Here is a 23,647-nt window from a genome sequence, read left to right on the forward strand (position 1 = left end):
GTACAACGGGTACAAAAGTCCCGATCAGTCAGAGAGCGACTATTACCAACTTAACAAGTAGTCCACTAAACCGGGGGAATTGCAGAGTTGTTATTGAATATCTTCCTGATGGTAGTATTTTAGCAGAGACTCCATATGAAAATGGGAAAATGTTCGGAACAAAAAAGACGTATTATTTACACAAAAAGATAAATTCTGAACAGGAATGTACGGATGGACGGGAAATGGGAGAGTATAAGGAATATGATGAGGATGGACACCTTGTTTTTGAAGGTGTTAGAGGAGAGAAATTACAATTTGTAGGAAAAACTAAAAGATACATATACATAAATGGTAAATTAAATGAGATTAGGATTGATGAAGATGGAAATATTCTAAGTAGTGAAAAGTATGATGAAAATGGCAAATTGATTGAGACAAAAACATACAAAAATAAAACTTTCAAAAAGTAAATTCTCTTAAAACCCTCAATAAAATCAAGCATTTTCCGGTAAAAACCTTTTGAAATGGTCATGTATTTCTGATATAATCAACTGATTTGAATGATTTTTGGAAAAAGTAAAAAAGATTGTTTTGAAAATAGAACAATTGAGCAATAGACTGCAATCGAAATAAGGAGTCTGTTTTCTAATGTTCTATTGTTCGATTGCTCTGTTTTTGCAGAAGCAAAAACGGGCCCGTAGCTAAAATGGATATAGCAGTGGTTTCCTAAACCGCGCGCTGGAGGTTCAATTCCTCTCGGGCCCACCATTTTGCCGAAGGCAAATTTCAATGCATAAGGTTTTTAAAATGTAGGTGGAGGTTACCTTATAAAGACACTGGATCCCGTATCTTAGTACGGGATGACAGATGTGTTTTGCTTTTAATAATATGTTACGAGGTTTTACTTTTACAGACTTTTATCTCGCTCTGTCAACGAATGTTGACAGGTCGATATCATACATAGCGAGAAAAGCTATGCTTATAGACCTTTAAAGACTTTTACGGACGTATAGCGAGGCTTTATGAAAATGATCAGCTTACACAACCACACTATCCACTCTGACGGGGAGCTTATACCGTCGGAATTGGCGCGTCATTGTGAAATAAACGGGTATTCGTATTTTGGGATTACCGATCACGCGGATTCGTCCAATCTGGAAAGCTTGGTGGCGGGGACAGTACGTGTTTGCCGAGATATTAATAAGTATTTTGCTTCGGTACAGGCGGTTCCGGGTGTTGAGCTGACCCATGTTGCTCCCAAACAAATATGTTTTCTGGCGAAAGAAGCGAGAAGACTCGGGGCAAAACTGGTGTTGGTTCACGGGGAGACAATTGCCGAACCGGTAAGGCCGGGGACTAATTTTGAAGCGTTAAACTCCGATATCGATATTCTTGCGCATCCCGGGCTGATCACGAAGAAAGAGATGGAGCTTGCAAAAAAACGGGGTATTTACATTGAGATCACTACCAAACAGGGGCATTCACTGACGAACGGGCATGTGGCAAAACTTGCTTTGCAGACAGGCGCAAAAATGGTATTAAGCACGGACAGCCATCGTCAGGGGGAGATTGTTACACTTGCGCAAGGAGTGAAAATAGCGCTCGGAGCGGGACTTAGCAATGCCCAGACGCTTTTACTTTTAAAAAATACAAAATATATAGCAGAGGAGAAATTAAAATGAATAAAGAAAAAGAAGAATTTAAAAAGACGATGCACACCGATGAATTGGTTTCTTTCACGGCTAAGGTTGTGGAGTATTTTAGGAACCCGGCGAATACCAAGAAGTGGCTGGATATTCTTTTTTACGTGGTTATTGCTGTAGTTGCTCTTTTCATGCTGAGAAATTGCCAGGTTAACCGTGATAATACCGTTAAGAATAAGCTCGGGCCTGCGGTATATAAGTTTTATAACGGGGATTATGCGGGGGTCGTACCTTTGCTGCAGGATATAGATAAAGACTATCCGAATACTAATTTTACCGGAGAGGCGTTATATTATCTGGGAGAGGCTAATTACCGTCTCGGGAAATTTGATGCTGCGGCAAAAGCACTTGAAATTGCTAAAAAGAAGAGTGTTCCGGGAGTTATGAAACCGATAATATATATCTCTCTTGCTTATTCGTATGAAGAATTAAAGGACTATACAAAAGCGGTTGCAGTTTATGAGGAAGCGCTGAAGAAGTTTAGGGACTATTCAAGCCGTGATGAACTTCTGTCCAGTCAGGCAAGGTGCCTCAAACTCTCGGGTAAAACCGAAGAAGCTAAGTCAAGATATGAGGAGATTGTTAATAAATATCCGACTTCACCTTTTGTTGATAATGCTAAACAGAATATTGGAAGGTAAAGCTTCTTAATGGGCGATAACAGCATTTACATAGCTTTTGTCTGGCACATGCACCAGCCTTATTACAAGGATCTGGCTACGGGAAAGTATGAAATGCCCTGGGTCCGCCTTCATGGTGCCAAAGATTACCATTTTATGGTTGAACTGCTGGATAAGTATCCGAAAATCAAACAGACATTTAACCTTGTGCCTTCTCTTATTTCCCAGCTAAACGATTATGTTTTTAATAATGCGACAGATACAGTATTTGAGTTGACAGAGAAAAAGGCCGCAGAACTTGATCCGGATGATAAAGCTTTTATATTGTGGAATTGCTTTATGGCTAACTGGGATAATATGATAAAGCCGTACCCTCGGTATTTTGAACTCCTGGAGAAACGCGGTTATTATGTTTCGCAGAAAGAGCTTCCTGAGATTGCTTTGAGATTTACCGTGCAGGACTATCTTGACCTTCAGGTATGGTTTAACCTCTCCTGGTTTGATCCTCTTACCGTTGAAAAAGACCCTTTGCTTCTGGCTTTGAAAGCTAAAGGCAGAAAATTTACCGAGACCGACAAGCAAGTGGTTATGACAAAGCAGAAAGAGCTGCTCGCTAGAATTATTCCAAAATATAAAGAAGTTATGGAGCGCGGACAGATAGAGATTACTACAACCCCTTTTTACCATCCTATTCTTCCTCTTGTTTATGATACTTCAATTGCAAAGGTCTCACTGCCGCGGCTTAATATGAACTTTACATTTTCTGCTCCGGAAGATGCGGAGGAACAGGTTAAGCGCGCTGTTATTCTCCATGAGAAAACTTTTGGTGTTAAACCAAAAGGTCTTTGGCCGGCAGAAGGCAGTGTAAGTGAAGATATAATACCGCTTCTTTCCGGATACGGTATAAAGTGGATCTCTTCGGATGAGGAGATTCTCATGCATTCGCTTAAGATATTCAGCGGTAAAAATAATTATCTTTACAAACCATACATCGTCAAAAAGAACGGCTCAGAAGTTAATATAATATTCAGGAATAAAGAGCTTGCGGATGCCATTGGCTTTTTGTATTCAAAATGGGATGCGGAAGCAGCCGTAAATGATTTTATAGAAAAAATATACGGAATAGCAAATTCTACCGACATTCAAAATCCTTTAATAAGCATTATATTAGACGGGGAAAATGCCTGGGAATACTATAAGAACAATGCATTGGACTTTTTTAACGTGCTTTATGACAGGCTTTCAAAAGATTCTCGGATACAAACGACAACTGTATCTGATTATCTGGAAAAATTTCCGCCTAAAGAAACACTTCCTTACCTGTATCCCGGCTCCTGGATAAATCATGATTTTTATATCTGGATTGGGCATGAAGAAGATATTAAAGCCTGGGATTATCTGAATAGAGTGCGGCAAGACCTTAATAACTGGAAAGACGAGATAAAAGCAAGGGATCCTGACGCATATGAAAAGATAATGGAGGAAATGCTTATTTCTGAAGGGAGTGACTGGAACTGGTGGTATGGCGATGATCATTCTTCTGTCCAGGATGAAGAGTTTGACAAACTTTTCAGAAAACACCTTTCTAATATTTACGAGTTTGCCGGTAAAAAAGTGCCTCCGTATCTGTTAACTCCGGTGATAAATGATGCAAAAGCCGTAATTCCTCAAATTGCAGTGACAGGTTTTATCAAACCGGTTATAGACGGGAAGATAACTAACTTTTATGAGTGGAGCGCGGCCGGAGTATTTGAAGTTATTAAAGCAGGAGCTGCTATCCACCGGGCTGAAACAATTACAAAAGCGCTGTATTTTGGTTTTGATAATGCGCAGTTGTATCTAAGAATGGATTTTAATGTGCCTTTATCCGTAGAAAAGTACAAGGATTATAATTTTGAGATAATAATATTTTGCAGGTATTTTTATAAAATTAGTTTTGACTTGAATAATCTTGGAGGGGATATATTACATGATTTTGCTTCCCAGACTGAAGATAAAAAGAATTGGATAAATAAAGAGACAGCAGGTATTAGAATAAAAGCTATAAAGGTGGTGGAAATTGCAATACCTTTTGAAAAACTTTGCCTTCTGGAAGGCGAGTCAGTAGCTTTTTCTTTTGTTGTAAAAAAAGGTGCGAACGAAATAGAAAAGTGGCCGGTTATGGGGAATATTGTGGTAAATGTGCCGACAAAAGATTTTGAATCCATTAACTGGCAGGTGTAAATGAAAAAAATAGGCCTTATAATAGCAGGATCCTTCTTTCTCTTTTCCTGTGCGGTGAAAGAAAATACCTTAAGAAAAGAAAAAAAAGAGGTTGTTACTGTAATTCCTGTGGAAAAGCCGAAAACTGATATCTTTAAGTATGATGTAAAATGTAAAAATCTTAAAATAGGCGTTATCCTTCCGCTTGCCGGGGATTCTGCGGGAAACGGCTTGAAAGCTAAAAACGGGGTAGAGCTTGCAATCAGTGTTTTTAATAAACAAAACAATACGGAGATTACTTCCGTGTATCAGGATACTGAGGGCGGCGAAGATTTGCTTGAGAAATTTTATAAGGTCTCGGCAGAAGATCCGCTCTTTTCGGGTATTGTCGGGCCTGTCCAGAACAGCTTGCTTCAGAAGGTTAAAACTCTTGCGGAAAACTACAGGCTGGTTACCGTCTCTCCCACTGCGGCGGCTCTCTCAAAGGTTAAAGGAAATCAGTATTTCTTTTCGGATGCGGTTTATCCTGAAGATGAAGGCAGAGTGATGGCTGAGTTTACTGTAAACACTTTAAAAAAGAAAAAAGCGGCAATAATATATCCTTCTAATAATCCCTACGGTAAGGTTTGTGCTCTGGCTTATAAGGAAGAATTAATCAGGCTGGGCGGAGAAGTGACAAAAGAAGAAATGTTTGAAGAAGGTTCTTTTGATTATAAAGAGCAGATGGTTTCACTCGGCGGGATTGATCCTCATATTATCAAAGATATTATGTCCACAGATAAAAATAATCTTGAAAGTATTGTTTCCAAACTGGTTACTCAGGTACGTGCTTTCTTGCCGCCGGCTACGGATAAAAAGAGGAACAATTTAGTGCTTGTTAAATTCGTAAATTCCGGCAGGGATAAAGAACAGCTTTCGGAAGAGACGGATTACGGACAGATAATATCCGAAAAGTTAAGCTACGGGCTCGGGAAATTTAAGGATACGAAACTGTCTAAACTTGCGGAAGTAAAGGCGCACATTGCAAAAAATGGTTTTGACAAAAAGTCTTTAGCTGCGCATTTTGGGGCGGACCTTGTTGTTACCGGCGAGATCTTTGAGAAAAACCCTCTTAGTTATTCCGCAAAGGTTACTTTGGAAAAAATGAATGACAAAAATGTTGTTGATGTGATTTTTGATTTTTCCGTTTCTGACAAACTTATAACCAATCCGAACGGGCTTGAGGTGATTTATATGCCTGTGAGTTTGTACGATGCGGAAAGTATTATTTCGCATCTGGTTTTCTTTGAATTAAAGGTGCCCTATCTCGGAGGGACAGGGCTTAATGATAAAAAATTCATATCTAACATGAAATTAAATGAAAGTGAACTATATTTTACCGCCGGGTTTTATCCGGGTAGCGCGATCCCGAAAGTTGCCGGTTTTATTCAAGCTTACAAAGATACTTATTTTGAAGAACCTGATTATTATTCTGCGGCAGCTTATGATGCTGCAAATATATTGCTTCATGCCATAGGCAGAGGCGCCGGCTCAAAAGAAGAAGTAAAAAACGCAATAAGCAATATTTCTTCGATAGATCTTGTTACCGGTGCTGCGGCTTTCGCTGATGGTGAAATAAAAAAGGATCTGCATATCTTGAGTATATTTGAGAAAGAACTTGTAGAGGTGAAATAAAATGTCCATCTTTAAAAAGTTATCTTCCTGGGTGCCGGCTGTTCTGTTTGCCTTTGGTATCTTTTACATGTCATCACGGTCAAATCCCCCGGGTGCCGGTCTTTTTGAATTTATACCAAATTCCGACAAGCTTGTGCATATGACCGAATACTTTATATTATCTTCATTAATATACTTTGCCCTTAGAAAGGCTCATAATATAAAGACAAATAAAGCTGTGCTGGCAGCGGTATTAATTGCTTCTTTATACGGAATGACAGATGAATATCATCAAAGTTTTGTTCCTGAGCGCAGTATGGATATCCTGGATTGGGCCGCAGATATTGTCGGAGCAATTATTGGCGCGAGTTCGAGATACAAAGTCAGAATAGAAAAATAATAAAGCAGGTTGAGCTCGACAGTCAGAATATGTAGAGTGCTGCATTATGTTTTTAAATAATAAACATCACATTATTATATAACCTTATAAACCTTATTAACTTTACAAACTTTATGAACAGGCTTAAGCAAGGAAACTACAGATGAAAAGAATATCATATTTTCCGATGTATATCATATTTGTCTTGCTCGTAAGCTCATCTTTAACCGCTGAGTGGCCGCAATTCAGGGGAAATACTGCCCAGACAGGGGTAGCATCGGATAAACTCTTAAAATCACTTAAATTACTATGGAGTTATGATACCGGTGCCGAGATAGGTTCTACTCCTGCGCTAACAAATACTTCTGTTCATATCGGGACAGAAGGGAAAAAGTTTCTCTCTCTTGATATTTTAACAGGAAAGAAAAAATGGGAATTTTTCTCTAAAGGTGAGATCTCTTCTTCGGCTTTGGTCCTGGAAGGAAAAGTATTTTTCGGGGATGAAATGGGTTATTTTTACGCGCTTGATGAAGTCACCGGTAAAGAAATCTGGAGATTTGAAGAAAAAGACAAGATAATTTCCTCTCCAAATTATGCTTTAAACGGGGTGTTGTTCGGGAGTTATGACGGCAGCTTGTATTTCCTTGACAGAAAAAACGGTAAGCTTCTTTGGAAATTCGAAACAGAATCTCCCGTCCATGGTTCTCCCGCCGTTTTTGAGAACAGCGTAATTATAGCAGGTTGTGACGGTAACCTCAGGTTTATTGATATCCCTTCCGGCAAAGAAGAGTTTAATATTTCCCTGGAAAGCAATATCGCGAGTTCGCCTGCCGTGTCCGGCGGTCAGGTATTTATCTCTTCCTTGACCGGAAAATTCTTTTCTGCTGATATTAAAGACAGAAAAATTATTTGGAACTATTTTAATAAGGAGAATGATCAGTGTTCCTCCTCTCCGGCAGTGACAAAAGAGCGTGTAATATTTGGTACCCGCGGCAATTTTTTGCGCTGTCTTAACAAGGAAAACGGGAAGCTTCTCTGGACTTTTACTGCGAAAGAAGGAATTGACTCTTCCCCGGTTGTTGTAGAAAGTAAGGAAGGCGAAACCGTATATTTTGGAAGCAGTGACGGGAAAATGTACGGTGTGAAAACCGCGGACGGAAAAAAAGTATTTGAATATGACACCGGAAGCGCTATTACGGGCTCTCTGTCTGTTTCGGACGGAAGAATAGTCTTTGGTACCTCGGGTGGAATAGTCTATTGCTTTTCCGGGAAAAAAGAAAAATGAAATCAGATAAAAGTATTCCTTCGGCGGTTACGGTTTTAATTATTGTAATTGGCGGTGTTATTCTGTTTGAATGGCTGGGTAAATCCTCTGTTAATGATATTGAATATAGAGTTCCAAAAGAGCAAAAAGTTGACGGCTTAAAAAACAGTGTTGAAGAAAAAGCAACAAAGCCCTCGGACGGAAAAGGAAAGTTATACAATGGTACGGGCCTGCCTTCAGAAGAAAAAGGCAGTTGGCTGCAATTCCGGGGCTCAGATCAGACCAATATTGTTACTATGGGAAGAGGTATTATTCCTAAACACCTGTCAGAGCCTGCAAAAATTATTTGGCGTGTGAAGACAGGGGAAGGATATGCGGGGCCGGTGGTAAATAATGGCAGGGTTTACTTTATTGATTATGACCGGAGTAAAAAGGAAGATTCAATAAGGTGTTTATCCTTTAAAGACGGTGCAGAGATCTGGAAGTATAATTATCCTGTAAAGATAAAAAGAAATCACGGTATGACCAGAACAATGCCTGCCGTTACTGATAAGTATCTGGTTACAATGGGGCCTCTGGGGCATCTGACCTGTCTTGATTCTGTAACCGGAGAGCTCCTATGGAAGAAAGATCTTGTTAAAGAGTATGGAACAAAGGTGCCCGAATGGTATGCGGGGCAGTGTCCTTTAATTGACGGTGAACTTGCAATAATTGCTCCCGCGGGAAAAGAAGTATTGATTACAGCGCTTGAACTAAGGACCGGAAGGGCAAAGTGGATCACTAAAAATCCTGAAGGCGCGTATAAAATGACGCATTCTTCCGTCGCGATCTTGAACTTTAAAGGGGAAAAACAATATGTTTACTGCGCCTCTTCCGGTGTTGTTTCTGTAGCGGCAAAAGACGGAAAGATACTCTGGACGGATCCGTCCTGGAGAATAAATATTGCGAATGTTCCGACTCCCGTTATCGTAGATAATGAAAAAATATTTTTTACCGGCGGGTATGATTCCGGCAGTAAATATCTCCGTTTGACAAAGGAAAACAAGAAAGGATATAAACTTCAGGAAATATTTAAGGTTAAAGCTTCTGTTTTTGCTTCACAGCAGACAACTCCGGTTTATTACAAAGGATATTTTTACGGAGTTATCCCTGACGGACAGCTTGTCTGTGTTGATGAAACAGGAAAACAGTTATGGAAGAGCGGGAGTGATAGAAAGTTTGGCCTTGGTCCCTTTATCCTTGTCGATCCTGCAGGAGTAATACTTGCTCTTAACGATATGACCGGGATCATTTACGAAGTAAAAGCAGACCCATTAAAATATGAAGAACTGGGAAGTATGAAGATATTAAACGGCCATGAAGCCTGGGCCCCGCTGGTGATCGTGAACGGAAAACTGCTGGCAAAAGACTTGACGGAGATGGTGTGCGTGGACTTGAGGTGAATGCCTGAGGCGCGGAAGCGCAGATGCTCAGAGGTGCAGCAAGAGATTGATGACAGAGGATAAAGGGCAAATATAAAAGTACAAAGTGACAAAAATGAACGATAAGCAATTTATAATACATTTTTGTCATCCCCGAGTGTTTTTATCGGGGATCCAGTGTCGATTTTCTTTTGATTATATAATAATACATTATTGTATAACGTGTAACGTTTAACGGTTGGATTAAAAAGGAAAAATGGACTCTAAAAAGCTCAAATACAGTCTAATCATTCTAGCAATCGGGTTGCTAACGGGCTTCGCCTTAACATTCTGGCTTGTTCCGGATAATCCCTATATTCCGGGGAATGATAAAGCAGGACTGGAAACCGGAGAATTAGACGCGAAATATAAATATAATATTGAGGAGTATAAGAAAGTTGACCCAAAGCTTGTGCTTTATGGCGAGTATGCCGCAGAAAACCACGGAGGTAACTCCGTGGATGAATGCGGCATGAATAATAAATTGAATTCCACTCGCCGAAACTCCGGACGTAAGTCCGCAGAGGTTCATAAGGAGTTGCCGGGTTTTAAGACAGAATTTGATGCGGCAACAGGAATAGTAATTGACAAAAAAGACAGGATATACATTTGCGGGGATACCGGGGTAAAAACATTTGATGCAAATGGAAAATTGCTTTCGGAGATTCCGACTGTGAAGAAAGTTACAGCAATAGCCGTAATGGGAACTGGTATCATATATGCGGCGCTTCAGGATGTTGTTTATAAGGATGTAAATAGAAGTTTTGGGAAGAAAGGCAAGGCCCCCGGTGAGTTCGAATATATCACCTCTATGAAAATAAACGGGGGCAGATTATTTATCGCAGATGCCGGGAATAGAAGGGTTTCGGTGTTTGATCTAAACGGCAAGTATCTTTATGAGTTTGGCAGAAAAGATGCGGCTAAAGGAATAAAAGGTTTTATCATCCCCAGCCCGCATATGGACCTGGACTTTGATAAGGATGGAAACCTCTGGGTGGCAAACACCGGAATGCTCCGTCTGGAAAAATACTCTCCTCAGGGTGTGCTTCTATTTACCTGGGGAAAAGCCGGTTCAAAGCTGGAAGAGTTTATCGGCTGCTGTAACCCCGCTAACTTCGCGATCATGAGTGACGGCAGTTTCATAACAAGCGAAAAGGGTCTGCCTCGGATAAAGCTATACGGCAAAACAGGAAAATTTATAGGCGTAGTAGCCCCGCCGTCATCTTTTAATGAAAAATGCATCAATATGGCACTTGCAGTGGATTCTAAGAATAGAGTTTACGCGTTAGATTCGGCGGAAAAGAAAGTAAGAATTTTCGAAAGAAAATGACTAAGGACTATTGACTACTGACTATTTAATGTGCGCGGGAAAAAGCTTCCGCGAATAGATTTATAAAGATTGAATGGCAGAAAAATTACAATTTTTCTGTCATCCCGTACTCAGATACCTTTTGTTTTGCCCGCCAATCTTTAAGGAGGGCGGGATCCAGTGTCTGTTAAGTAATTTTGTATGACTTTAGGAGAAAAATGAGAAAAGCATTAACAGTACTTGCAATATTCTTTGTGATAGCCGCGTCCGGACTAACGGAAATAACTAGAAAGACAATTATAAACTCGGATGGTAGTTATAAAGTTAATTTCTTTGTAGATAAGAAAGAAATAGCGTCTGAATTATATGATAAAAATGAAAAATTGGTCAAAAATAACGGTAAAATATCCGATAGAATAGTGAAGGAGTATTATCCGAATGGGAAATTGAAAGGTGAATGGAGTTATAAAAATGGAAAAAGGGAAGGGGTTAGCAAAATATATTATAATAATGGAAAGGTTGCGTGTGAATATGCTTTTGAAAATAACGAAATATGCGGATTGTACAAGGAGCTTTACGAAAGCGGAAATTTAAAGAGCAAAGCGATATATTTTGATGGTAAGTTAAATGGAATTGGGAAAACGTATTATGAAAATGGAAAGACAAAAAGCGAGTCTTTTTATAAAGATGGAAAAGGAGAGGGATGGCATAAAGAGTATGGTGAAAATGGAAAGATAAAATTAGAGTTTTTTTATAAAAATGGAAAAAGAGATGGACCTTATAAGATATATAATGAAAATGGTTCGATTAATCAGAACGGAACCTGCAAGGAAGATGAAGGGATGATTAGGTTTTTCGATGAAGATGGTAAACTGACTGAGGAGTGTGCTTATAGTAATGGAATGAAAAATGGAGTGTATAAGCTGTACTATAAAAGCGGCAAGGTAAGAGTCGAAGGGACTAATAAGGATGGTGTTGAAACTGGAAAATATAAAGTATATTATGAAGATGGTACGCTTAAACAGGATGGGCTTCATATCAATGGTGACGAAAATAAAACGTATAAAATATATAATAATGGCAAAGTAGTAGAAGAAGGTAGTTATAAGAATAATCTATTAGACGGGATTGTAAGGTTTTATTATGATAATGGACAGCCAAGCGAAGAGTGCAACTATAAAACTGGTAAACTAGAAGGTAAATATAGGCTATACGGCAAGACTGGTGAGTCTTGTGAAGTTGGATTCTACAAGGATGGTAAAAAGAACGGTAAATTTGAGTCATATTGGAAAGGCAAATTAAATGAGGTTGGTGTATATAGAAATAGTAAAAAAGAGGACGTTTGCAAATGTTTTGATCAATATGGTGAGTTAAAGGAAGAAAAATATTATAAAAATGGCAAGCTTGAAGGAGAAACAAGTAACTATTGTGATACTAATGGAGAGTATTCGGTAGAAACCTATAAAGATAATAAACTTATTTCTTCTAAAAAAGGAAATATACTGTATAAAATATTAAAAACGGATCTACCTCTGACGCTTCTGCTTTTAACTGTAGTTATTGTGGTAATAACAGTAATTGTTAAATGGTCAAAAGAATATATTGTAGGCAGAAAGAAAAAGGTTGTCAAAAAAATGAAAAGGACTTATACTAAAAAAAGTAAAATAAAAAAAAGAAGGTAAAATTTAAATAAATATCGCTGTTTACAGCTACCATAAATAGTCATTAGTCACTAGTACTTAGTCATTAATTCTGAATCGGAGGATTTACTATGAAAATAGTATTAATATTACTCGCAATATCAACATCCGTATTATTCTCCGCCAATTTCCCCCAATTCATGGGGCCTGACAGGAATAATATTGTTAATGATACTAAATTATTGAAAGTCTGGCCTGCGGACGGGCTGAAAGAACTTTGGCGGATAAAGGTCGGGAGCGGTTTTGCTGCGCCTGTGGTTTATGGCGATAAAATATATTTTCTTGATTACGATCTGGCAAAAGAAGAAGACGTGGTGCGGTGTTTAGATTCGAAAACTGCAAAAGAAGAGTGGCGTTCTGCGTATTCTTCTAAGATGGAAAAAACAAAGTATGATTATGCAAGAACCATGCCTTCGGTAACGGATAAATATGTCGTAACGTTCGGGACCCAATGTGTAATAACTTGTCTTGACAGGGTTACGGGGCTGGTTGTTTGGCAAAAGGACCTGGTCAAGGAGTATGAAACAACGGTACCAAAATGGTATGCGGGGCAAAATCCGTACATTGACGGGGATAAAGTTATTATTGCTGTCTATGGGGTGTCTGTACTGGCTGCGGCTTTTGATCTGACAACAGGAAAACCGGTTTGGGAGACGGCTTGTAAGGAAGAGTACGGTATGACTCATAATTCCCTGACTAAGATAACCGTCGACGGGGTGAAAATGTATTTGAGCTGTTCAAAGATCGGGGCTTTCGGAATTTCAGCGGATGATGGAAGATTACTTTTTACGCATAAAGATTGGAAAGTCAAAATGGCAAATGTACCTTCGCCTTTGGTAATAGAAAAAAACAGAGTACTTTTTACGGGAGGGTATAATGCCGGCAGTGTTATACTTTCTCTCAGAAAAGAAGGTAAAGAGATATTTTTAAAGGAAGAGGTCAGGCTGAAAGGGAAAGTTTTTGGCTCCCACGTTCATACTCCAATACTATATAATAATCATATATTCGGGATCTCTATGGGAAAGTTAAAATGTCTGAATTTAGACGGGAAAGTACTCTGGGATAGCGGTGAGGAGGAGTTTGGTCTGGGCAGTTATCTCATTGCCGATAATAAACTATACGTTTTAAATGAAACCGGAGAACTCTTTATGATCGAAGCCTCTTCTATAGGATATAAAAAGCTTTACAAAACAAAGATATTTGAAGGAGATCAGATTTGGGCACCGCTGGTGATGTCAAATGGCATACTATATATTAGGAATATGGGCGAGTTGGCAGCAATAGACTTGAAATAATGCAGGATGCGCGGAAGAGCGGAGGCGCAGAGGCGCAGCAAAAAATCGAGGACAGAGGACGGAAGGCTGATAAAAGGTACGACAGATAAGCTCTCTCTTTCTGTCATCCCCGAGTGTTCTTATCGGGGATCCAGTGTCTGCAGTGTCTGTGTAATAATAAGAAATAACACCATAGTGTAGAACGTGAGTAACGTGATAACGTGGAATGTTTTAACGTTTTTAGTGCTAAGGAGCTATAAGTTGAAAAAGAACACTAAGATTACTAGAAAAGAGCTTATTGAACGCGCCGTCCGTTATACTTTCGCCGGAATAATTGCCTCGCTTGCGGGTTTTTTGACTATTAAAAGTATCTTCAGTGACAAAACCTGCCGCGATTATGACAGATGCCTTTCCTGTAAAGATAAAAGCAACTGTTCACTTGTGACGAAAACTGAGCTGACAAAGAAATGGAAAAATAAAGGATAGGTTCAAGGTCCTGGGTTTATGTTAAGGAGTTGTAAAATTATATACCACATTAAATAGTCATTAGTCACTAGTACTTAGTCATTATAATTCTGAAGAGGGTTGGAAATTGAAAAACGATAAAACAAATAAGATCTCTAGGCTGGATTTCCTTCGTCAAGTGGTCCGCTGGGCCTTTCTCCTTTCCCTCGGAGGCGTTGCCGGAGCGGTATTGGGTCGGGTCAAGCGCAAAGAGGCTGTCTGGCAGATTGACCCTTTAAAGTGCACACAGTGCGAAAAATGCGCTACTGAGTGCGTTCTACGGGTATCTGCGGTAAAATGCGTGCATAATTTTTCGATATGCGGGTATTGTAACCTTTGTTTTGGATATTTTACGCCCGGACAGCGGGAGTTAAATACGGGGGCGGAAAACCAACTATGTCCGACGGGTGCTATTAGCCGGAAATTCATTGAAGAACCATATTATGAATATACTATTAAAGAAGCGCGTTGTGTAGGGTGCGGGAAATGCGTAAAAGGCTGTACCTCATTTGGAAATGGCTCATTACAGCTGCAAGTAAGGCATGACAGGTGCAAAAACTGCAATGAATGTACTATCGCAAAAGCCTGTCCAAGTAATGCTTTTGTAAGGGTGCCTTCAGATACTCCATATATAACCAAGGAGAACAATGAGAAATAAGCTGCGGGTGTTTCTCATATCGTTATTGTTTGTCTGTCTTGGCGCAGCAGCTGTATTTTCTGAGTATAAGTTTCCGCCACCGGAGTTTGAAACTAATTATGTGAGGCCTGTAATGGAAAAGCCGGCAGCCCGGTCAGGAGAACTGGCTTACATTGATATTTTGGTTCTCGCATTAGTCGTACTTCTATCCGCCTGGGCGTCCCTGAAGAAAAGATCCCGAAATATAATAATGATGATATCACTATTTTCCCTCGCCTATTTTGGCTTTTATAAAGAAGGATGTATCTGTCCTATCGGCTCTATACAGGATGTGGCTGCTGCTATTTTTAATCCGGGTTACTATATCCCGGTCTCTGTGGTTATTATATTTGCGCTGCCGCTCATCTCTGCGCTCTTCTTCGGGCGTGCGTATTGCGGGGGAGCCTGCCCTCACGGAGCTCTTCAAGATCTTCTGCTTATCAAAGAAATCCGTATTCCAAAATGGCTTGACCGCTCACTCGCTGTGATTGCCTACATTTATCTCGGGGCAGCGGTGCTTTTTGCCGTAAATAATACGGTATTCCTTATTTGCAAATTTGACCCGTTCGTTCCGTTCTTCCGTATGACCGGACCTTTCTATATGTTTGTAACCGGAGGGGTGTTTGTTCTCCTGTCTACAGTCATCGGCAGGCCTTACTGTAGATTCTTCTGCCCATATTCTGCAATTCTTAAACCTTTAGCTATCGTTAGTAAATATAAAGTGACGGTAACTCCGGATAAGTGTGTTGTCTGTAACCTCTGTGAGAACTCCTGTCCTTTTGGAGCAATTAATAAACCGGAAAATCTGCCAAAAAGAAAAAGCAGACCCGGCTTTTTTATAGCTGCATTTATTATTACCATTGTTTTTGGAGCATTCCTGGGATATTTCGCAGGCGGATATTTTTCGGGTTACAACTCTGATGTTAAATTAGCCTATGAAATACATGCTTTTGATAAGGGCGTTGTTGCGGAGAAAGAACTGTCAGTAAATGCTTTGGAATTTGTTAAGAAGGGGGAGGGGGAAGGGGCTCCTTTTAAACGCGCGGAGGAAATAAAACAGAAATTTCAATCAGGAGGGGTGTTCTTTGGTGTTTTTATACTGCTTGTTCTTTTAATACAGGTTGCTTATTCGACAAGAAGAGTAAAAAGAGAGATTTACGAACCGGACAGCGCCCGCTGTGTTTCATGCGGCAGGTGTTTTATGGATTGTCCTATACATAGAGAAGCATTGAAAAAGAAAAATGAATAAAAGATTAATTGATATACTCCGAATTACGTTAAAGCAGGCAGCTGTCGCTTCCGCGGTCATTACTGTCGTAGCTGCAGCAGTACTTGTTTATGCTTGCTTTACAGGTATGACCGGGAATATTAAAGATTCTACGGTGGTTGGGAAGGCCCAACAGGAAATAGAAAAAAATCCCGCCAATAAAGCCCTGTTGGAACATTTCAGAGAGATTGATTTTCAGGAAAGAGCACTCTATTTTGGTAAGACAGAGTTTTTTGAAAACGGAAAAGATATTTGTATAGGTTTTCTTATATTATCTCTACTGTTTTTCCGGGGATATACGCTTCTTCGTGAGAAGTTGCCCGAGGTGAAGAAAAACGGTGACGCTGGATACAACTTGGCAAGAATTAAAGGGAATAATATTACTCTTCTTTCTTCAACTGTTACCGCTATTGTTGTGATACTATTTCTTGTTCTATTTTCAACATGGGGGAAGGAAAGATTCCCCTGGCAGTTGAAAGCTGAAACAAAAACAAGCGCCGATCTTTCAATGCAATGGTCAAGTTTTCGCGGGTTTACCGGGCAAGGTGTTGTTACATCCGGAAAGTATCCTGTAACCTGGGATGTTAAAACAGGTGAAAATATTTCCTGGAAAATAGATATGCCTGTAATAGCTTATAGTTCACCGATAGTATTCGAAGACAGGCTTTTCGTTACAGGGAGTGGGGAGAAGAAACTTAAAGTTTTATCTTTTTCCGCTTCAACAGGTAAGCTGGTTTGGTCTTCAATGGTAATGGTAAAAACAAATACTGACGATATTGAGGTTATGTCGGAGGAGGCCGGAGGTGCAGGTTATGCTTCGCCTACGCCGGTGACTGACGGAAAATATGTTTACGCTTATTTCGCAACTAACATACTTGTTTGTTTTGATTTTGACGGGAAACAGCAATGGGTAAAATTCTTCGGTAAACCTGAAAATACCTACGGGCTTTCTTCTTCACCCTTGCTTTTTGAAGATAAAATACTTCTGCAGGTGGATCAGAGCGGGGAAGGTATGTCAAAGCTATATGCCGTGAATAAAAAGAGCGGGAAAATAATATGGGAAACAAAAAGACCTGACGGGGCCTCCTGGGGAACTCCGATAATAATAGACTATAAAGGAAAAAAAGAACTGATAACAACAGGAACCTCAATGGTAATAGCTTATGATCCTGTAACGGGAAAAGAACTATGGCGGGCTGAATGCCTTTCGGGGGAAGTTTCAACCTCTCCTGCCTATACGGATGAAAAAGTATTTGTAATGAGCGTCGGTTCTCAAACAACTGTCTTCGCGATCAATCCGGAGGGAAAGGGTGATATAACCAAAACAAATATAATTTGGGAGCATGAAGAAGAAAGTCAGGCGATAAATGCTCCGGTTGCTGTAAAGTCAAAAGTAATAGTTGCTATGAACGGTTATATTGTTTGTCATGATGCAGGTACCGGTAAAATTATCTGGAAGTATGAATTAGAAGATGATTTTTGGGCTTCACCCGCTGTAACTGAAAATTATATATACATACCTTCGCAAAAAGGAAAGGTGTATGTGTTTGATCTTGCCGGAAAGCTTGTAAATACAATCGAAATAGGGGAAAAGCTGTCGGCTTCTATGGCTTTTTCAGGTTCCAGGATGTACATTCGGACTGATAAACTTTTATATTGCATAAGTGGAGAGTCAAAATAGAAATGCAAAGCGGAAATAAGAACAACATAGACCTTTCTATCGTAGAGAGGATAGTGTCTGAAACCGGGAAGGATAAATCCAAATTATTGCCGATCCTTCAGAAGGTGCAGAAGCACTTTAAGTATTTGCCTGAAGAAGCGCTTCTTCGGATATGCGAGATAACGGAGATATCGCAGGCGGAGCTTGCAGGAGTGGCGACTTTTTATACTCAATTCAGGCATAAGATTGTGGGAAAGCACATTATAAGTGTTTGTCACGGAACTGCTTGCCATGTAAAAGGCGCGGAGTATATTACTGACGCTGTCCGCCGCTATTTAAAGCTGAAAGACGGAGAGGATACAGATGTAAATAATATGTTTACCGTGGAAAAAGCCGCGTGCTTTGGCTGCTGCACCCTGGCTCCGGTTGTAAAAATAGACGGAGTAACCTATGGCAAGGTAACAGGCCGCTTTGTCCCGGAGATGATAGACCTTTTTTTACGGAGAAAGGCGCAAAACCCTGAGAAAAACAAACCCGAAGCGAAAGAAAGTTATGTTAAAGGAAAGGTTATTATTAAAATTGGGCTCGGCTCCTGCTGTGTTGCTGGGGGAAGCAAGGATGTAAAGGATGCTTTTGATAAATATATTGCCGATAACAGTTTGGAGGCAGTAACAAAGAGAGTAGGCTGCGTCGGAATGTGTCATAGCACCCCCTTTGTTGAAATTGCAGGATCAAATAATGAGCCGGTATTTTATGTCGGTGTGAACGTTGACGATGTGAAAATAATATGTGATAAACATTTAACATCTTCGACCCCAATGAAAAGGCTTGTAAACACTGTCAAAAAGGGACTGGATCGTATTTCTTTTAATTATTATGACAGGCCGGAGCAGGCTGATTCTATAAAATTAGAGGAAGGAGGGGAATGCGCTTTTCTTCAGCCTCAGAAAAGGATAGTTCTTGAAAATTCGGGAGAGGTTGATCCGCTTGACTTAAATGAATATAGAGCTAAGGGCGGATTTAAGGCGCTTGAGAAGGCAGTAAAGAATATGAAACCAGGGGAAGTGATCGAGCAAGTAAAAATATCAGGGCTTCGCGGGCGGGGTGGCGCAGGTTTTCCGACCGGTGTGAAATGGGAGACCGTCAGACTGTCGAAATCTCTTGGCGGAAAGAAATATATTATTTGTAACGGTGACGAAGGTGATCCCGGGGCGTTTATGGATCGCATGCTCCTCGAATCTTATCCGTATAGAGTTATTGAAGGTCTTACAATTGCTGCTTTTGCCATTGGGATAGACGAAGGTTATTTTTACATAAGAGATGAATATCCTCTGGCCTTAGAAAATATTGAAAAAGCTCTTGCTGAGTGCGAGAAGGCGGGAGTATTGGGTGAGAACATTCTGGGTTCAGGTTTTTCCCTGAAGCTTCATACGTTCCGTGGCGCAGGCGCCTTTGTTTGCGGAGAAGAAACTGCATTAATAGCCTCCATTGAAGGTAAAAGAGGGATGCCTAACTTCAGACCGCCCTATCCGGCAGAAAAAGGATTGTTCGGTCGTCCTACGAATATTAATAATGTTGAGACGTATGCCTCAGTTCCCTGGATCATTAAAAATGGAGGAACGGCTTATGCGGGAATAGGGACAAAAAGGAGCAGCGGGACAAAAGTATTCGCGCTTGCCGGCAAGGTGGAGCGGGGCGGACTTATAGAAGTGCCGATGGGTACGACTATCCGTGAAGTTGTTGAGGGGATAGGTGGTGGCGTCAAAAAAGGCAGAAAATTCAAGGCTGTTCAGATAGGCGGTCCTTCGGGGGGATGTGTTCCTGAGGTTATGGCAGATCTTCCTATAGATTTTGAAGAAATTACAAGTACCGGAGCGATCATGGGCTCGGGAGGTTTGGTAGTTTTGGATGATACGGACTGTATGGTCGACTTTGCAAGGTTCTTTCTTGAGTTCATTCAAAATCAATCCTGCGGTAAATGTACTTTCTGTAGAGTCGGGACAAAGAGAATGCTGGAAATTCTGGAAAAGTTATGCAAGGGTGAGGGAAGTGTTTCCGATATTGACAGACTGGAAGAGCTGGGCAGGGATGTTAAGATCGGGAGTTTATGCGGGCTCGGGAAAACAGCTCCAAATCCGGTGTTGACCGCAATTAAATACTTTAAGGAAGAGTATATTGCCCATACAAAGCGGAAATGCCCTGCAAAAAAGTGTAAAGAACTTATAAAGTATTCCGTAAATGATAAATGTATCGGTTGTACACTTTGCGCTCAGGCTTGCCCTTCGGATGCGATCACGGCAAGACCGTTTGAGAAGCATGAAGTTGATCAGGAGAAGTGTATCAAGTGTGACTCCTGCAAGGCAATATGTCCGTCAGAGGCGATAGATGTCACAACTTAAAATAAACGGAAAAACATACGGATTTAAAGAGGGCAGTACGCTCCTTGAGTGCGCAAAAGAGAACGGTATTTCTATACCCACAATGTGCTTTTTGAAGGAAACAGGGGCTCTCACCTCCTGCTTTATTTGCGTTGTTGAAGTAGAAGGCAAAACAAATCTGATTCCTGCCTGCGCGGCAAAAGCAGAAGACGGTATGGTCGTTGTAACGGATTCAAATAAAGTAAAAGAAGCCAGAAAGAAAGCATTGGAGCTTCTGCTTTCGGATCATACAGGGGATTGTCTGGGCCCATGTCATTTAGGATGTCCTGCGCATATAAATATCCCAAAATTCATTGAGGAGTTGCGCAGGGGGGATAATAAAGCAGCAATAACCACTATTAAGAAAAGCGTTGCTTTACCTGCGGTTTTAGGAAGGGTATGTCCGGAGATTTGTGAGAAGGTTTGCAGGCGGAAGGAGAAGGATTCAGCGGTCGCGATATGTCACTTAAAAAGATATGCGGCGGATTTGGATCTTGCTTCCGGAGCTCCATATTTGCCGTTTGTGGAAAAAAGCACCGGAAAGAAAACCGCTGTTATCGGAGGGGGCGCGGCCGGGTTAACAGCAGCGTATTTTTTGAGGCAATTTGGACATGATGTTACTATATTCGAAAAAAACGAGAAACTTGGCGGCGGCTTGAGGTATGGAATGAAAGCAGAACGGTTAAGTGAGAAAGTTCTGGATAAAGAAATAGCGCAGGTTTTGAAAATTGGAATCACGGTCAGAGTAAAAACAGAAATTGGCAGGGATATAAGACTTAAGGAATTGCTTGAGAGTTTTGACGCCGTATTTTTTGCATCAGGCTGGAATAACGAAGTTTTTGATATGTTCAAGAAAGAGGGTCTGGCAGCGGATCCTGCGGGACCTAAGATAAACCGTGCTACGCATGAAACTAATATCAAAGGGGTTTTTGCCGGAGAAAAAACTACTCTGGCAGTGAGAGCTTCCGCAATCGGTCATTTTGCGGCAACAGCAATTAATAATTATTTAAAGGGATTGTCTTTGGAATATGAGAAGAGACCTTTCTCCGTTAAAATGGGTAAAGTGTCAAAGGAAGAGCTGGAAATACTTTCTAAAGGTGCTTCGGAGTCAAAAAGGTTGTTGAGAAGTATAGTTGATAACGTAATTGTAAAGGAAAATCCCGGTGAAGAAAGAGTTCCGTTTCTCCGGGGGGAAACTTTCGAAGAATCCAAGCGTTGTTTGAAGTGCGCGTGCAGAAAAGAAAAAACCTGCCTCTTAAAAAAATACTCCATAGAATATGGAGCAAAGACCGAGGCTTATAAAGGTGCAAAACGGGGATTCAGTCAGGATGTTAAAAAGACAGGAATTGTTTATGAATCAGGAAAGTGTATAATGTGCGGGATATGTGTTAAAATAAGTAACAAAAACAAGGAAATATCCGGTTTTACTTATATTTACAGAGGTTTTAACACCAGGATAGACGTCCCGTTTGATAAGAAAATAGATAAAGTAATGGAAAAAACAGCGGAGGAATGCGTTGCAAAGTGTCCGACTGGCGCATTGGCGAAGATGTAGTGAAACGGGGTCAGTATTTGAATTTGAGTGCGGTGAAATGACAAAGTACTAATGACAAATGACAATTTAATGAAGGCGGAAATAGCGCCCGCCGAATTTTTAAAAGGAAGAGAGTTGAGCAAAGGTGTATATATAAGACCATAAACCCTTTGCGAAATCCACCTGGGCGGATAACATGTAACGTTCTAACTCTTTACGGAGGCTCTTACTTTTATGGACCATTACGGACTTTTAAAGACTTTTATGGACAGGTTTATTTACTTATGAAAATAAACCTGATTGTAGCGGGTGCCGGCGAGATGATCTGCGGTGCTTGCATGCATGATGCGCTTCTTGCCCAGGGCTTGATCAACAAAGGACATGAGGTTGAGGTGTTTACTCTCTATACACCCGTCAAAGTCGACTTTGAACTTCCGCAAAAAGAAAAAAAGATTTACTTTTCCGGTATTACAGCTTACCTGGAACAAAAATATAAAGTATTCCGTACTTTAAATCCCGGGATACTGGATAATCTTTTAGAGTCTCCTTCATTTTTAAGGTTTATGATGTCTTTTTCCATGGATGTTGAACCGGAAAAGCTCGGGGCGCTTACGGTATCTGTTTTAAAGGGCGCGGAGGGTTACCAGAGAAGGGAGGTTTTGCGGCTTGTCTCTGCGATGGGAAAAAAAGGAAAGCCGGATCTTGTAGTTATTACGAACTCAATGCTTATTTCCATTGCTCCGATGATAAAAGAAAGATTGAATGTCCCTGTATATTGCCAGCTGATGGGGGAGGAAGATTTTATAGAGAATCTACCGGCTCCTTACTCGGAGGAAGCAAAAGCTCTTATGCGTAAGCATGCTTCTTCGGTAGCAAAATTCCTTGCACCTTCACCCACATACGCAGCTGAGATGGCATATTTTCTTGCAGTCGAAAAAAGCAAGGTTGTACCGATAGTTTCCGGGATTAACTCGGCCTATTATAACCCTTTGACTGAAAGGACAAAAGAGCCGTTCCGTATCGGATGGCTGTCAAAGATAATGTACGCCAAAGGTTTTGACCTTCTGGTTGAGGCTTTTATCCTCATCAGGAAAAAATACAATAAAAAAGCAACGCTTTCTGTTGCCGGTGCGATACTCGGAAGCAAAAAGCAGGAATATTTTTACAAGTGTAAAGCCCGCCTTAAAGAAAAAGGATTATTGGAAGACTTTAAATATATTGGGCCTGTAAATCTTAAAGAGAAAGCAGAATTTCTCAAAAATTTAAGCGTCTTTTCCGTTTCGAGCCGCTTTGCCGAATCCCGCGGTTTTGCCGTACTTGAAGCTATGGCTTCCGGTATCCCTGTAGTTCTCCCCGACTCCGGTATTTACCGTGAGTTCGTGAACAAAGGCAACGCCGGCATTCTCGTAAAACAAAACAACGCCGAAGCCCTCGCCGAAGGCCTCCTTAAAATAATGGACAATCCGTCCGAAGCCGATACTTTCGGCAAAAACGCCAGACAAACCGCCCTGAAAGACTACTCGCAAGAAAGAATGGTGGAAGAGAACGTAGAATTTTTCGAGCACGAAAAATTAGATGGTTGGAGGATTTGAAGGTTGGATGTTTGGTGAAAGCAAAAAGTTACAGACTATTTGAGAATTAAAATTGACTCTGACAATATCAGAACTTGTAGTTGCTTGATTTATCAAGCATTGTTGGCCTCATGAAATGAGACAACTAAAAGTATCTAAGATAAAGAATTTCTGTTCTCTTGCCTTATTACTGCTTCTTGTAAAAAGCAGACAAAAATCAACCGTATTTTTCAGGCCGAAACCCTCCAATATTGTCGGATTAAATGAGGGATTAAAAACACTTCTCAATGCAATAAAAAGTAATCCTGGAATGAAGACAAAAGCACTTAGTGTTTCACTTAAAGGTCGTTCGATAAAGACGCTGGAACATCAAATAAAATTCCTTATCGAGAAAAAACTCATAGAAAGACGCGGCAGTAAAAAAACAGGCGGCTACTGGCCGGTGTAGGGGACTGACAACGTGTTTTCTCGG

18 protein-coding genes, 1 tRNA gene and 1 pseudogene are annotated in these 23,647 nt (G+C 40.6%); all 20 read left to right on the plus strand.

Annotated elements, in window-relative coordinates:
* Positions 1-452: pseudogene (locus A2536_03910) on the plus strand (hypothetical protein).
* A gap of 221 nt (positions 453-673) precedes the next feature.
* A tRNA-Arg gene (locus A2536_03915) sits at positions 674-750 on the plus strand.
* 260 nt (positions 751-1,010) lie between these two features.
* The gene (locus A2536_03920) at positions 1,011-1,664 is read left to right on the plus strand and encodes a PHP domain-containing protein (protein ID OGF47818.1); all 654 of its coding nucleotides are present in this window, start codon (positions 1,011-1,013) and stop codon (positions 1,662-1,664) included.
* Entirely contained in the window at positions 1,661-2,326 is a 666-nt protein-coding gene (locus A2536_03925; GenBank protein ID OGF47779.1) for a hypothetical protein, read from the plus strand. Before A2536_03920 ends, A2536_03925 begins: the two co-directional genes overlap by 4 nt.
* 9 nt (positions 2,327-2,335) lie before the next feature.
* The gene (locus A2536_03930) at positions 2,336-4,528 is read left to right on the plus strand and encodes a hypothetical protein (protein OGF47780.1); all 2,193 of its coding nucleotides are present in this window, start codon (positions 2,336-2,338) and stop codon (positions 4,526-4,528) included.
* Positions 4,529-6,181 carry a hypothetical protein gene (locus A2536_03935; GenBank protein ID OGF47781.1) on the plus strand — a complete coding sequence of 551 codons (1,653 nt, stop codon included), beginning with the start codon at positions 4,529-4,531 and terminating at the stop codon, positions 6,179-6,181.
* Position 6,182: 1 nt separating this feature from the next.
* Positions 6,183-6,560 (plus strand): hypothetical protein, encoded by a 378-nt coding sequence (locus A2536_03940; protein ID OGF47782.1) that lies wholly within the window; start codon positions 6,183-6,185, stop codon positions 6,558-6,560.
* A gap of 142 nt (positions 6,561-6,702) precedes the next feature.
* Positions 6,703-7,824: a hypothetical protein gene (locus A2536_03945; GenBank protein ID OGF47783.1), complete on the plus strand. Its 1,122-nt coding sequence runs from the start codon at positions 6,703-6,705 to the stop codon at positions 7,822-7,824.
* On the plus strand, positions 7,797-9,245 hold the full coding sequence (locus A2536_03950; GenBank protein OGF47784.1) for a hypothetical protein: 1,449 nt from the start codon (positions 7,797-7,799) through the stop codon (positions 9,243-9,245). The genes A2536_03945 and A2536_03950 overlap by 28 nt, the downstream gene beginning before the upstream one ends.
* Before the next feature lie 235 nt (positions 9,246-9,480).
* Positions 9,481-10,593 (plus strand): hypothetical protein, encoded by a 1,113-nt coding sequence (locus A2536_03955; GenBank protein ID OGF47785.1) that lies wholly within the window; start codon positions 9,481-9,483, stop codon positions 10,591-10,593.
* A gap of 197 nt (positions 10,594-10,790) precedes the next feature.
* Entirely contained in the window at positions 10,791-12,254 is a 1,464-nt protein-coding gene (locus A2536_03960) for a hypothetical protein (protein ID OGF47786.1), read from the plus strand.
* Between the two features lie 89 nt (positions 12,255-12,343).
* Positions 12,344-13,567 (plus strand): hypothetical protein, encoded by a 1,224-nt coding sequence (locus A2536_03965; GenBank protein ID OGF47787.1) that lies wholly within the window; start codon positions 12,344-12,346, stop codon positions 13,565-13,567.
* A 240-nt stretch (positions 13,568-13,807) separates the two neighbouring features.
* The gene (locus tag A2536_03970; GenBank protein OGF47788.1) at positions 13,808-14,032 is read left to right on the plus strand and encodes a hypothetical protein; all 225 of its coding nucleotides are present in this window, start codon (positions 13,808-13,810) and stop codon (positions 14,030-14,032) included.
* Between the two features lie 106 nt (positions 14,033-14,138).
* On the plus strand, positions 14,139-14,708 hold the full coding sequence (locus A2536_03975; GenBank protein OGF47789.1) for a ferredoxin: 570 nt from the start codon (positions 14,139-14,141) through the stop codon (positions 14,706-14,708).
* Complete coding sequence (locus A2536_03980; GenBank protein OGF47790.1) at positions 14,698-15,975, plus strand: hypothetical protein; 1,278 nt, start codon at positions 14,698-14,700, stop codon at positions 15,973-15,975. The genes A2536_03975 and A2536_03980 overlap by 11 nt, the downstream gene beginning before the upstream one ends.
* Positions 15,968-17,674: a hypothetical protein gene (locus tag A2536_03985; protein ID OGF47791.1), complete on the plus strand. Its 1,707-nt coding sequence runs from the start codon at positions 15,968-15,970 to the stop codon at positions 17,672-17,674. Before A2536_03980 ends, A2536_03985 begins: the two co-directional genes overlap by 8 nt.
* Before the next feature lie 548 nt (positions 17,675-18,222).
* On the plus strand, positions 18,223-20,052 hold the full coding sequence (locus A2536_03990; protein ID OGF47819.1) for an NADH dehydrogenase: 1,830 nt from the start codon (positions 18,223-18,225) through the stop codon (positions 20,050-20,052).
* Entirely contained in the window at positions 20,039-21,625 is a 1,587-nt protein-coding gene (locus A2536_03995; protein ID OGF47792.1) for a hypothetical protein, read from the plus strand. The genes A2536_03990 and A2536_03995 overlap by 14 nt, the downstream gene beginning before the upstream one ends.
* Before the next feature lie 263 nt (positions 21,626-21,888).
* Positions 21,889-23,196, plus strand: a complete 1,308-nt coding sequence (locus A2536_04000) for a hypothetical protein (protein ID OGF47793.1) — start codon at positions 21,889-21,891, stop codon at positions 23,194-23,196.
* Between the two features lie 115 nt (positions 23,197-23,311).
* Complete coding sequence (locus tag A2536_04005; protein ID OGF47794.1) at positions 23,312-23,623, plus strand: hypothetical protein; 312 nt, start codon at positions 23,312-23,314, stop codon at positions 23,621-23,623.
* Positions 23,624-23,647 lie beyond the last annotated feature (24 nt).

The organism is Candidatus Firestonebacteria bacterium RIFOXYD2_FULL_39_29 (genome assembly GCA_001778375.1).
Taxonomy (GTDB): Bacteria; Oederibacteriota; D2-FULL-39-29; order D2-FULL-39-29; family D2-FULL-39-29; genus D2-FULL-39-29.

Coding starts and splice junctions, on each gene's coding strand:
- A2536_03980 (OGF47790.1), top strand. CDS start 14,698: ATGAGAAATAAGCTGCGGGTGTTTCTCATATCGTTATTGTTTGTCTGT.
- A2536_03930 (OGF47780.1), top strand. CDS start 2,336: ATGGGCGATAACAGCATTTACATAGCTTTTGTCTGGCACATGCACCAG.
- A2536_03940 (OGF47782.1), top strand. CDS start 6,183: ATGTCCATCTTTAAAAAGTTATCTTCCTGGGTGCCGGCTGTTCTGTTT.
- A2536_04000 (OGF47793.1), top strand. CDS start 21,889: ATGAAAATAAACCTGATTGTAGCGGGTGCCGGCGAGATGATCTGCGGT.
- A2536_03965 (OGF47787.1), top strand. CDS start 12,344: ATGAAAATAGTATTAATATTACTCGCAATATCAACATCCGTATTATTC.
- A2536_03995 (OGF47792.1), top strand. CDS start 20,039: ATGTCACAACTTAAAATAAACGGAAAAACATACGGATTTAAAGAGGGC.
- A2536_04005 (OGF47794.1), top strand. CDS start 23,312: ATGAGACAACTAAAAGTATCTAAGATAAAGAATTTCTGTTCTCTTGCC.
- A2536_03945 (OGF47783.1), top strand. CDS start 6,703: ATGAAAAGAATATCATATTTTCCGATGTATATCATATTTGTCTTGCTC.
- A2536_03985 (OGF47791.1), top strand. CDS start 15,968: ATGAATAAAAGATTAATTGATATACTCCGAATTACGTTAAAGCAGGCA.
- A2536_03925 (OGF47779.1), top strand. CDS start 1,661: ATGAATAAAGAAAAAGAAGAATTTAAAAAGACGATGCACACCGATGAA.
- A2536_03955 (OGF47785.1), top strand. CDS start 9,481: ATGGACTCTAAAAAGCTCAAATACAGTCTAATCATTCTAGCAATCGGG.
- A2536_03960 (OGF47786.1), top strand. CDS start 10,791: ATGAGAAAAGCATTAACAGTACTTGCAATATTCTTTGTGATAGCCGCG.
- A2536_03920 (OGF47818.1), top strand. CDS start 1,011: ATGATCAGCTTACACAACCACACTATCCACTCTGACGGGGAGCTTATA.
- A2536_03935 (OGF47781.1), top strand. CDS start 4,529: ATGAAAAAAATAGGCCTTATAATAGCAGGATCCTTCTTTCTCTTTTCC.